Annotated in this window: 12 protein-coding genes; 9 read left to right on the forward strand and 3 right to left on the reverse strand. The window is 70.4% G+C overall.

Annotated elements, in window-relative coordinates; translation table 11 throughout:
• The first annotated feature begins 115 nt into the window (after window positions 1-115).
• From ACFVFH_RS32795 to ACFVFH_RS32830, 8 genes are all read left to right on the forward strand, one after another.
• A complete protein-coding gene (locus ACFVFH_RS32795) occupies window positions 116-760 on the forward strand; it encodes an HAD family hydrolase (protein WP_383775654.1) in 645 nt (214 codons plus the stop codon).
• A 42-nt stretch (window positions 761-802) separates the two neighbouring features.
• Complete coding sequence (locus ACFVFH_RS32800) at window positions 803-2,008, forward strand: MFS transporter (RefSeq protein WP_383775657.1); 1,206 nt, start codon at window positions 803-805, stop codon at window positions 2,006-2,008.
• Window positions 1,977-3,149 (forward strand): acetoin utilization protein AcuC, encoded by a 1,173-nt coding sequence (locus tag ACFVFH_RS32805; protein ID WP_383775660.1) that lies wholly within the window; start codon window positions 1,977-1,979, stop codon window positions 3,147-3,149. Before ACFVFH_RS32800 ends, ACFVFH_RS32805 begins: the two co-directional genes overlap by 32 nt.
• Before the next feature lie 122 nt (window positions 3,150-3,271).
• On the forward strand, window positions 3,272-4,087 hold the full coding sequence (locus ACFVFH_RS32810) for a phosphatase (RefSeq protein ID WP_383775663.1): 816 nt from the start codon (window positions 3,272-3,274) through the stop codon (window positions 4,085-4,087).
• A gap of 128 nt (window positions 4,088-4,215) precedes the next feature.
• Window positions 4,216-4,428 (forward strand): helix-turn-helix domain-containing protein, encoded by a 213-nt coding sequence (locus ACFVFH_RS32815; RefSeq protein WP_014046653.1) that lies wholly within the window; start codon window positions 4,216-4,218, stop codon window positions 4,426-4,428.
• Between the two features lie 110 nt (window positions 4,429-4,538).
• On the forward strand, window positions 4,539-4,637 hold the full coding sequence (locus ACFVFH_RS32820) for a 30S ribosomal protein bS22 (RefSeq protein WP_003948845.1): 99 nt from the start codon (window positions 4,539-4,541) through the stop codon (window positions 4,635-4,637).
• Between the two features lie 202 nt (window positions 4,638-4,839).
• On the forward strand, window positions 4,840-5,934 hold the full coding sequence (locus ACFVFH_RS32825; RefSeq protein WP_383775666.1) for an NAD-dependent epimerase/dehydratase family protein: 1,095 nt from the start codon (window positions 4,840-4,842) through the stop codon (window positions 5,932-5,934).
• A gap of 15 nt (window positions 5,935-5,949) precedes the next feature.
• Window positions 5,950-6,999, forward strand: coding sequence for a lysophospholipid acyltransferase family protein (locus tag ACFVFH_RS32830; protein WP_383775669.1), 1,050 nt, complete (start codon window positions 5,950-5,952; stop codon window positions 6,997-6,999).
• A gap of 65 nt (window positions 7,000-7,064) precedes the next feature.
• Here ACFVFH_RS32830 and ACFVFH_RS32835 read toward each other — a convergent pair whose 3' ends face one another.
• The 3 genes from ACFVFH_RS32835 to ACFVFH_RS32845 all read right to left on the reverse strand — a co-directional run bounded on the left by ACFVFH_RS32835 (window position 7,065) and on the right by ACFVFH_RS32845 (window position 10,547).
• The gene (locus tag ACFVFH_RS32835) at window positions 7,065-8,252 is read right to left on the reverse strand and encodes a DUF5667 domain-containing protein (RefSeq protein WP_383775672.1); all 1,188 of its coding nucleotides are present in this window, start codon (window positions 8,250-8,252) and stop codon (window positions 7,065-7,067) included.
• Window positions 8,253-8,477: 225 nt separating this feature from the next.
• Entirely contained in the window at window positions 8,478-9,254 is a 777-nt protein-coding gene (locus tag ACFVFH_RS32840) for an ECF subfamily RNA polymerase sigma factor, BldN family (protein WP_383775675.1), read from the reverse strand.
• A 339-nt stretch (window positions 9,255-9,593) separates the two neighbouring features.
• Window positions 9,594-10,547 (reverse strand): HAD family hydrolase, encoded by a 954-nt coding sequence (locus ACFVFH_RS32845; protein ID WP_383775678.1) that lies wholly within the window; start codon window positions 10,545-10,547, stop codon window positions 9,594-9,596.
• A 146-nt stretch (window positions 10,548-10,693) separates the two neighbouring features.
• On the opposite strand from ACFVFH_RS32845, the gene ACFVFH_RS32850 reads away from it, so the two are divergent.
• A complete protein-coding gene (locus ACFVFH_RS32850; protein WP_383775681.1) occupies window positions 10,694-10,972 on the forward strand; it encodes a glutaredoxin family protein in 279 nt (92 codons plus the stop codon).
• Window positions 10,973-11,233 lie beyond the last annotated feature (261 nt).

The raw sequence follows: 11,233 nt of genomic DNA on the forward strand, positions 1-11,233 counted from the left end.
TACTGCAGGGGGGACCCTGTGGGAGAGTAGGACGCCGCCGAACTCCTTTTGTTGAAAAGCCCCGTGCCCTTGTGGCACGGGGCTTTTCTGCGTTCCGAGCGTCTAGTCTCGAACCATGCGCTACGAACTGGTCATCTTCGACAACGACGGTGTGCTCGTGGACAGCGAGCCGATCTCCAACACCATCCTGGCCGGGTACCTCACGGAGCTCGGTCACCCCACCTCGTACCAGGAGAGTCTTCGGGACTACATGGGGGCCGCCGTGCACCGGGTGCACGATCTCGTTGAGGCGAGGACCGGGGAGAAGCTGCCGGCGGACTTCGACGCGACCCTGCACGCGCGGATCTTCGCCGGGTTCGAGCGGGAGCTGGAGCCCGTGCCAGGGGTCGAGGACGTGCTGGGGAAGCTCGTCGCCGACGGAGTCCCGTACTGCGTCGCGTCCTCCGGAAGCCACGAGCGGATCCGCGTCGGGCATCGCAGGACCGGGCTCGACCAGTGGTTCGAGGAAGAGTGGATCTTCAGCGCGGACGACGTCGAGCGGGGCAAGCCGGCCCCCGACCTGTTCCTGCTCGCCGCCGAGCGGATGGGGGTCGCCCCCGAGCGCTGCGTCGTCATCGAGGACAGCCCGCTCGGAGTGGAGGCGGCCAGGGCCGCGGGGATGGATGTGTACGGGTTTACGTCGATGATGCCGGCGGACCGTCTCCCCGGGGTGACCGGGCACTTCTCCGACATGAGCCAACTCCGGGAATTGCTCGCCTGATCCATCTACCCACCGGTAGAGACTGGCCTTACGCTCGCGGCCATGACAGATGCTCGTTTGCGGCACGGCAGGGCCTCCCTCACGCTGAGTTTCTTCGTCCAGGGAGTCACCTTCGCTCTGCTGGTGACGCGGATTCCCGCCATCCAGGACCAGTACGGGATATCCGACGGGCTGCTGCCCGTCTTCCTGGCGGCGGTGCCCATCCTGGCCGGGGCGGGCAGCGTGGTCACCGAGAAGGTGGTCGTGCGGGTGCGGCCGAGGATCGTGCTGCGCTGGGCCCAGCCCGTCGTGATGCTCGCGCTGCTCGGCGCCGGGGCCGGGAACGCGGTCTGGGAGGCGGCCCTGGCGCTGGGCGTGTTCGGGCTGTCCGTCGGGGCGCTCGACGCCTCCATGAACATGATGGGGGTCAGCCTCCAGCGGGCCTACGGGCGTTCCATCATGCTCGGCTTCCACGCCGCGTACAGCCTGGGCGGGATCGCCGGGGCCTCCATGGCCTGGGCCGGGGCGCACTGGGACCTCTCGCTGCTGGTCTCCTATCTGCCGGCGGTCGTCGTGCTGCTGCCCGTCGCGTTCATCGGGAGCCGGTGGTACACCGAGGGCGCGTCGGAGAGCGACGGCGCCGAGGAGACGCCCAGCAGGGGGGCGACCTGGGTCTCCTTCCGTCTGCTGATGCCCCTCTGCCTGGTGATGAGCTTCGCGTACATCGGGGACTCGACGGTCTCCAACTGGAGCGCGAAGTACCTGCAGGACGTGCTGGGGAGCTCGGAGCAGCTGTCGACCGTTCCGTACAACGTGTACATGGTGACGACGCTGCTGGGGCGGGCCGTCGGGGACTTCGGGGTGCGGCGGTTCGGGGCGGTGGCCGTGGTGCGGAGCGGGAGCGTGCTGGCCGCCGCCGGGTTCGGTGTGGTGGCGCTGGCCGGTGGGGCGTGGACCGGGATGCTCGGGTTCACCATGCTGGGGCTCGGGCTCTGCGTGATCGTGCCGCAGACCTTCGCCGCCGCCGGGCGGATGTTCCCCGGGGCCAGCGACACGGCCATCGCGCGGCTGAACGTCTTCAACTACGTGGGATTCCTGGTGGGATCGCCGTTGGTGGGGGCGCTCGGGGACGCCTGGAGCTACCGCGGGGCGATGCTCGTACCGATGGTGCTGGTGCTCGCGACGCTGGTGTACGCCAAGTCGTTCGGGGCGGAGAACGCCGGATACGGTGGCGGGCATGAGCGGCCGCGCACAGTTGATGTGGGATGACGCAGTAACGGGATACGACTTCGGGGAGAGCCACCCGATGGACCCCGTCAGGCTCGCCCTGACGATGGGGCTGGTCCGGGCGTTCGGGCTCGACGGCGCGGTGGACGTGGTGGCGGCCAGGCCCGCCGGGGACTCCACGCTGCGGCTGGTGCACCGCGAGGACTACGTGGCCGCGGTGCGCGCCGCCTCGGCGGATCCGAAGCGGGCCGACCAGCGCTACGGCCTCGGGACGGTGGACGACCCCGCGTTCGCCGGGATGCACGAGGCGTCGGCGCTGATCGCCGGGCAGTCGGTGGCGGCGGCCGAGGCCGTGTGGCGCGGGGACACCACGCACGCCGTGAACTTCACGGGCGGGCTGCACCACGCCATGCCGGGCGGTGCGGCGGGGTTCTGCGTCTACAACGACCCGGCCCTGGCCATCGCGCGGATGCTGGAACTGGGCGCCGAGCGGATCGCGTACGTCGATGTGGACGTGCACCACGGCGACGGGGTGCAGGCGGCGTTCTGGGAGGACCCCCGGGTGCTGACCATCTCGCTGCACGAACACCCGCGGACGCTCTTCCCGCAGACCGGCTGGCCGGAGGAGACCGGTTCCGGGGCGGGCGAGGGCAGTGCGGTGAATCTGGCACTGCCCGCCGGTACGGGGGACGCGGGGTGGCTGCGGGCCTTCCACGCGGTGGTGCCGGAGCTGCTCGCGGACTTCCGGCCGCAGGTGCTGGTGAGTCAGCACGGGGCCGATACGCACTTCGAGGATCCGCTCGCCCATCTCGCGGTGTCGCTGGACGCGCAGCGCGCGGTGATGGCGGCCTGTCACGACCTCGCCCATGAGCATGCGGAGGGCGGGCGCTGGCTGGCCCTCGGCGGGGGCGGTTACGCGGTGGTCGATGTGGTGCCGCGGTCCTGGACGCATCTGGTGGGGATCGCCGCCCATGCCCCGGTGGACCCGGAGTCGGTGATTCCGGCGTCGTGGCGGGACGAGGTCTACGCCCGGACCCGGCAGCTGGGACCGGCCCGGATGACGGACGGCCGTACTCCTTCCTGGAAGCCGTGGGAGGAGGGGTACGACCCCGCGGACCGGCTGGACCAGGCGGTGCTGGCGACCCGGCGGGCGGTGTTCCCCTTGCGGGGGCTGCTGACCTGAGCCGGGCGGGGGTGGTCATGGCGTGGACGTTTCCGTGCGGTGGCGCGTAATGGTTGCGCCAACTGTGGGGCGTAATCAGGCTTCCGGCCCCCCGTGCGGGCGGCTGCGGGAGCATCGGTGGAGTGTTGAGCACCGGAGCGCTGCGCGCGCATCTGCTGGCGGCCCGGCTGGCCGGACCCGTGGCGACCTCGCGGGAGACGAGTCTGCGGAGCTACCGGCTCTTCGCGGCCAGGGACCCCCGGGTGACGCTCGGCCTCGACCCCGGGCGGGGCTGGGAGGAACGTGATCTGCTGCGGCTGATGGCCGACCGGTGCGGGGTCTCGGACGATCCCGCCCATGTCTCGGGGCCGGATGTGATCGATCCGGAGCGGACCCTGGCAGGTCTGGACGCTTTCGCGGAGCGGCTGGCGCATGCGGCGGTCCGCCGGGCGCCGGTGTTGTTCGGCACCGGTCATCCTCACCGGCTGCTCGGTTTCTACGCAGCGCTGGCAGACGCCATGTCGGCGGCGGGGTGCTGTGTACTCACCCCCGCGCAGGGGAGATGTATCGACATAACGACCCGGTTCGGCGTACGCACGTGCAGCCTCGATTACGTACGGGGAGTCGCGATGGTGCGTGAACCCGGCGTGCGGGCCGCCGGTGGTGACACCGGCGCACATACCCATTCCCCGCTGCCGGTCAGGGTCGCCCTGGAGGCGGCCGCGGAGGGGCGGGGGCGATTGCCGGAGCTGGTCGTCGGGGATCACGGATGGGTCTGCGGGGCAGGTCAGCTGGGCATCGAGGCGATCGGTCTCGCCGATACGGACGATCCCGCGCTGTTCGTCGGGGAGGCCGAGGGGCGGGTGGCGGTGGCCGTGCCGCTCGATGACGCCGTGCCGTCCGCCTACTATCGTCCGCTCACTCGCTATGTACTCAATCGGGCGTTTCTGTCACGGTAGGCGGGCGATCGTCTCCCCTCTTCCCCACTCGCATCACCCGCCCCTAACCTGGGCAGTGAGCGCACAACGACGAAGAGTCACCGGAGGGGAAGCCGGTGCGCGTCTCGTGCGGAAGGTACAGGTGGGTCATGGCTGCTGGCAGCGAGAGGCCTCTCAACGAGGTCAAGTTTCTGACCGTGGCGGAAGTCGCCTCGGTCATGAGAGTGTCGAAGATGACCGTGTACCGCTTGGTGCACAGCGGTCATCTGCCGGCGATCCGGGTGGGCAGGTCCTTCCGGGTACCGGAGCAAGCGGTTCACGAGTATCTCCGCGAGTCCTTCGTGGGGGTGGAGTCCGCCTGAGGTTCACCTCGGATTACGCCCCTCACGCGCTGGCGGGTAGGCTAGGCCGACGTAGGTCGTGTGGGCCCAGACGCCCCGCACCAGTGAAGAAGAAGTGAGCGAGGGTAGTCGTGGGCTCTGTTATCAAGAAGCGGCGCAAGCGGATGGCCAAGAAGAAGCACCGCAAGCTGCTCAAGCGCACGCGCGTTCAGCGTCGCAACAAGAAGTAGGCGAACGCAGTTCGTGAATCCGCAGCCCTCCCGCCGGTCCGGTGGGAGGGCTGCGGCGCGTCGTGGGGGCGGTCGCCGGTCCGCGTACCGGAGGGCATTCGGGCCAAAGTCTCGGGAGAAGGGCGCCGCGCGGTCGTCACAGGGCAACATCCACCCGCTACGGTGACGGCCAGGGGAAACCTTTCGACGGAGGGCGCGGGTCTTGGGGAAGGTCGTGCTGGTCACGGGAGCGGCCCGGCAGCTGGGGGGCCGTTTCGTGCGGCGCATCCGGCGTGATCCGGGCGTGGACCGGGTGATCGCCGTCGACGCGGTCGCTCCGGGGCACAGCCTGGACGGCGCCGACTTCGTGCGGGCGGACATCCGGCAGCCGGCGATCGCCAGGGTCCTCGCCGAGCACTCCGTCGACACGGTGGTGCACCTGGACGTCTCGGCCAAGGCGGTCGGCACGGGGGGCCGGACGACGGTCAAGGAGACCAACGTCATCGGCACCATGCAGCTGCTCGGGGCCTGCCAGAAGGCGCCCAGCGTGCGGCGGCTGGTGGTCAAGTCCAGTACGAACGTGTACGGCTCGGCGCCCCGCGATCCGGCGGTCTTCACCGAGACGACCCCGCCCAAGTCCCTGCCCAGCGGCGGCTTCGCCAAGGACGTGGTGGAGGTCGAGGGGTACGTACGGGGCTTCGCTCGCCGCCGTCCGGATGTGGCCGTGTGCGTGCTGAGGTTCGCGAACATCCTGGGGCCGCGGGCCGATTCGCCGCTCGCCGACTATCTGTCGCTGCCCGTGCTGCCCACGGTGTTCGGGTACGACCCGAGGCTCCAGTTCGTGCACGAGGACGATGTCGTCGACGTACTGGGTGTCGCGTCGGGGGAGCCGCGGCGCGGGACGCTGAACAGCGGCACGTTCAATATCGCCGGGGACGGGGTGCTGCTGCTCTCGCAGTGCTCGCGGCGGCTGGGGCGGCCGACGGTGCCGTTGCTGCTGCCCGCGGTCACCTGGGTCGGCCAGGCGCTGCGCACGGTCGGCATGACGGACTTCTCGCCGGAGCAGATCCGGTTGCTCACCCATGGCCGGGTGGTCTCCACCGTGCAGATGCGCGAGACCCTCGGCTTCCACCCCCGGTTCGGTACCGCGGAGACGTTCGCGGAGTTCGCGCGCAGTCAGGGGCCCGGACTGCTGCCGCCCGAGGCGGTGGGCAGGGCGGTCGAGAGACTGGCCGCCGTGCCGTTCGCCGGGGCGGGCGGCGATGTTCCGGGGACCACCGGGGCCGGCGACACCGAGCCGGCCCCCAGCGCCAGGTAGAGGAGCGCATCGAGGATGGCGGATGCCAAGGTCATTCCGTTCGACGACGACCGTTCGCGGGCGGGCGGTTCGTCGCGTCCCGCACGGCGCCGGCCCGCGGGGAGCGGCCGGGGGCCCTCGGTGGCCTCCCCGGTGGGGACCGCGGCCGTGAGCGCGCTTCCGGGGCAGCAGGACGCCTCGAAGCCGCAGGAGGAGCCCGAGCGGCCCGTGGGGCGGGACGGGTCCGGCGGCTGGGACCGGCGGATCGCGGGCGGGCTGGCGTTCCTGCGTCGGCGGGTCACGGGCGAGTACGACGTCGACGAGTTCGGGTACGACGAGGAGCTGACCGATCAGGTCCTGATGTCGATGCTGCGGCCGGTGTACGAGAAGTACTTCCGGGTCGAGGTGAAGGGCATCGAGAACATCCCCTCCGAGGGCGGGGCGCTGATCGTGTCCAACCATTCGGGGACGCTGCCGCTCGACGGGCTGATGCTCCAGGTCGCGGTGCACGACAACCATCCGGCGGGCCGACATCTGCGGTTGCTCGCCGCCGATCTCGTCTTCATGCTGCCGGTGGTGAACGAGCTGGCCCGCAAGGCCGGGCACACGCTGGCCTGTGCGGAGGACGCCGAGCGGCTGCTCCGGCGGGGCGAGGTCGTGGGGGTGATGCCGGAGGGGTTCAAGGGGATCGGGAAGCCGTTCGGGGAGCGGTACAAGTTGCAGCGCTTCGGGCGGGGCGGCTTCGTGTCCACGGCGCTGCGGGCCGGGGTGCCGATCATTCCGTGCTCGATCGTGGGGGCGGAGGAGATCTACCCGATGATCGGTAACTCGAAGACGCTGGCGCGGCTGCTGGGGTTTCCGTACTTCCCGATCACGCCGACGTTTCCCTGGCTGGGGCCGCTCGGGGCGGTGCCGCTGCCGACGAAGTGGACGATCCAGTTCGGGGAGCCGATCTCCACGAGCGGGTATCCGGTGGAGGCGGCGGAGGACCCGATGCTGATGTTCAACCTGACGGACCAGGTGCGGGAGCAGATCCAGCACACGCTGTACCGGCTGCTGGTGCAGCGGAGGTCGGTGTTCTTCTGAGGGTGTGGCGGTACGCGGAGGGGGGCGGGCTCGTGGAGCCCGCCCCCCTCCGCGTAGAGGACGTCCTAGTCGTTCACGTCCTCGCCGTGGATTCCCAGGCCCGGGAGCAGGCCGGGGAGGAGCGGCGGGAGGGTGACGTCCGGGGCGGGCGGGGTGGTGGCCCGGCCGTCGGTGGACGGGTCGGTGCCGGAAGGCGGGGTGCCGAGGAGGCCGTCGGTGCCGCCGCCGATCAGGCCCTCGGCCGGGGTGCTGTCCGATCCCGACGGGTGCGGCGAGGCGCTGTCGCCCGTATGACGGTGCGGGGCCTGCGGCGAGGTGGGGGCCGAGGGGGTCCTGTGGGACGGCTCGGTGCCCTGTCGCGCGGTGTCCGACTGCTGGGCGCCGCCGCTGCCGGGGGTGCGGGGGAGCAGCGACTGAAGGGGCTGGACCTCTTCGTCTATGGCGTCGAAGACCGAGCTGACCTGGTTGCCGATGTCCGTCAGCTGGACGGGGAGCCGGTCGCGGAGGCTGCTCCAGGTCTCGCGGTGCGAGCGGGAGAAGGAGTCCAGGGTCTGGATGGGGCCGATGGAGCCGTTCTGCTGGTAGGCGGAGTGGAGCAGGCGGTGGCCCTCGCTGGCGTCGTGCGTCATGCCGTTGAGCGTGCGCCTGACTTCGCCGAGCTGTTCGTGGTCCAGGGCGCCGGAGCGGGCGCGCTCCATCAGCCTGCGGGCCTCGCTGAGCCGGGTGGACGCCTGGTCGAGGTAGGCCTCGCCGCGGCCGGTGTCGCCGCTGGCCATGCCGAGGTGGATGTCCTCCATGCCGCGCTTGAGCCCGTACAGCGAATCACCGGGGAGGGCGTCGGAGCTGGCGGCGGCCACTCCGCCGAAGGCGCCGGCGGCCACACCGACGGTGAGCCCGCCGGCCGCGAGCCCCTTCGTCCAGCGCGAACGCGGACGCAATTTCCGGAGCGGGGAGGCCCGGTGGGCTCCCTTGGTGCGCTGTTCGGGCACCGTAGGGCCCGCGGACGCGCCGCCCTCGGTGAGCATGGCCTCCATGGCGGCGACGAGCTGGGCTCGCTGCACCACTTTGACCTCGGGATCCAACTCCGGCCGCGGTACCTCGCCGAGGCCGTTCGCCAGGGCCAACAGCGGTCCGTGGTCGGCCGGTTCGGCCGGGTCCTCGGGCTGTTCGGCCGCCGCACCGCGGAGCGACTGCTCCTCCAGGGCCTGGGCGAAGGCGTTCGCCCGCCGGTGTGCCGAGACGTTTGCGATCACTGGCGGCACCTCCTCTCGTCATGACGGTCGACTCCCCTGGGGGTCCGGAAGGTTGCACACCTTGAGCGCTTCCACACGAATGAGTGAGTGTCGGCGGACATGGGGCGACGACAGGGGGCCTGCAACCGGCACAACGAGGGGCTCGGCACTTGGGTTACGCACGAAGGATGATCGGACCAGTGCGTGAGCGTCGTGTCGCCGAGAGTGATTCGGCCGGGGGTGGGATCAGCGGGCATCGTCCGGGAGGAGCCGGGCCAGCGTGCGGACGGCTCGGTACTGGAGGGTCTTGATCGCCCCCTCGTTCTTGCCCATGACGCGGGCGGTCTCGGCGACCGAGAGCCCTTGCAGGAAGCGCAGGGTCACGCACTCCTGCTGCTGGGGATTGAGCCGGCGCACGGCCTGGAGGAGCGCGGCGTTGGAGAGGGACTCCAGGACGGAGTCCTCGGGGCTGCGTTCGACCTCGTTGGCGTCGAGCATCTCGCCGGTGGTCACTTCCAGCCGGAAGCGGCTGGACTTGAAGTGGTCGGCGACCAGGTTGCGGGCGATGGTGACCAGCCAGGCGCCGAAGTCGCGGCCCTGCCAGGTGAAGGTGGAGATGCGGCGCAGGGCGCGCAGGAAGGTCTCGCTCGTGAGATCCTCCGCCGTGGCCTTGCCGCCCACGCGGTAGTAGATGTAGCGGTAGACGGTGTCGCTGTACTGGTCGTAGAGGCGGCCGAAGGCGTCGGCCTCGCCGGCCTGGGCGCGCTCGACGAGCTCCATCATGCGCGCGCTGTCGCTGTCGGCGGTGGGACGGCGGACGGCGGAGGTGGTCGTTGCGCCGCGGTTGCCGCGTCTTCCGACCGCCGCACTGCGTTCGGCCAGGGCGTAGCAGGGGCCGGCAGGTGCAGGGGTGGCAAATGCGGGTACGGCGTACGCGGTGGGGACGAAGCCGCGCAAGCGGTCGGCGACCGATGCGCGCAGCGTAGCCAGGCCCGAGGCGTCAACCCCGACGTGTGGGTACACGGGACTCCCAGAGGCAGAGCTTCCATCACGTTCAGTGTGAAACCGTCACTCGTCGTAGTGAGTGGTGGGTTCCGGAATGCGTCTGAGGAGAATAACGCTTCGTACAGGCAGTGCTACACCCAGTTGCTCAAATCACCGATTACGTCGTTTCTGGAGCGATTAAACGACACATCAAGTAGCACATCGTGATCACTTATTGATCGAATTACTTCGTGATCTGTCTTCCGGGGCGACGGGTTGTGGCCGTCTGCACGCAGGGCGACTGGCCGGAGGCGTCGGTGGGTAAGGGGTTCCGATCGGCCGCGCCGGTCCGGGCGTGGCCCGCCCGGACCGGGGGTGTCAGCGGCGGCGGCGGTGCAGGGCGACGGCGGCCGCGGTGCCGCCCGCGATCGCGCCGACGCCGGCCGCGGCCGGAATGCCGACCCTGGCGGCCTTGCGGCCCGTCCGGTAGTCCCGCAGCCGCCAGTCGAGCGCGCGGGCGTGCTTGCGGAGCTTGGCGTCGGGGTTGATGGCGTACGGGTGTCCGACCAGGGAGAGCATCGGGATGTCGTTGTGCGAATCGCTGTACGCCGCGCAGCGGTCCAGGTCCAGCCCTTCGGCGGCGGCCAGGGCGCGGACCGCCTCGGCCTTCGCGGGGCCGTGCAGCGGCTCGCCGACCAGGCGGCCGGTGTAGACGCCGCCGACGGATTCGGCGACCGTGCCGAGCGCTCCGGTCAGGCCGAGCCGGCGGGCGATGATCGTGGCGGTCTCCACCGGGGCCGCGGTCACCAGCCAGACGCGCTGCCCGGCGTCGAGGTGGGCCTGGGCGAGGGCGCGGGTGCCGGGCCAGATCCGGTCGGCCATGTACTCGTCGTAGATCTCCTCGCCGATGGACATCAGCTCCGAGACGCGGTGGCCCTTGACGATGGACAGGGCGCTGTCGCGGGCGTCCTGCATGTGTTCCGGGTCCTCGACGCCCGCCAGCCGGAACCAGGCCTGCTGCCAGGCGAACCGGGTCAGCTCGCGGCGCTGGAAGAACTTCCGCTTGTACAGGCCGCGGCCGAAGTGGAAGATCGCCGCGCCCTGCATGACGGTGTTGTCCAGGTCGAAGAAGGCGGCGGCCCGGTCGTCGCCGACCACGGGGAAGGGTGCTTCCTCGGTCTTCGCCTTCGTGGTGGTGTCCTGCGCGGTGCCGGGCGGCTGATCGTCGGGGAGGGTGGACTTCCGCGCTGCCTCAGCTGCCGCCTCGCCTGCCAGCACACTCCGTGCTGTCGCGGGGCGCCTACGGGGGGTGAGCCATCCAAGAGCGGCCATGCGGTGAGCATAACCAGTCGGTTCGGCCGTTCCCGACCTGCCGGGATGACGCGGCGTGAACTCTCGGCTGCCGGTCTGTCGAACGGGTGGCCGCGGGCGCGGCGCCCCGGGGGAGGAACCGGTTCCGTCCGGCGCAGAATGAAGGCATGAGTGCTGCCTTGTTTCGACGTACGAAGAAGACGCCCGAGGAACGTGTGGTGACCCTGATCGGGAAGCCCGGATGTCACCTCTGCGACGACGCGAGGCAGGTGGTGCGGGAGGTGTGCGAGGAGACCGGTGCGTCCTGGGAGGAGAAGGACATCACCCGGGACGAGGAGCTGTACCGGGAGTACTGGGAGCAGATCCCGGTGGTGCTGATCGACGACGAGCAGCACACGTTCTGGCGGGTGGATCCGGCGAGGCTGCGCGGGGCACTGCGGGCGTGAGCGAAAGCCGGTTACCATCATGGGCGTTTTGAGTGCTCTCGGGGGAGTGGTTGTGAGGAGTGTGTGCCGCTTTGCCCCCTTCGGGCCTGCAACGGGCTGATGCGATCCCTGGTTCCTGGATCGCGCGAGGAATGTGCGTGACCCCGGTCACTTTGACCGGACAAAACGGACACTATCTTTGTGCACGCGTTCACAAAGACATAGCCTGCATTCGACGGGGCGGTCTTGGGAAATACGGCCGCCTGCAGCCCCGCTCATCCC

Source organism: Streptomyces sp. NPDC057697, from assembly GCF_042799335.1.
GTDB lineage: Bacteria > Actinomycetota > Actinomycetes > Streptomycetales > Streptomycetaceae > Streptomyces.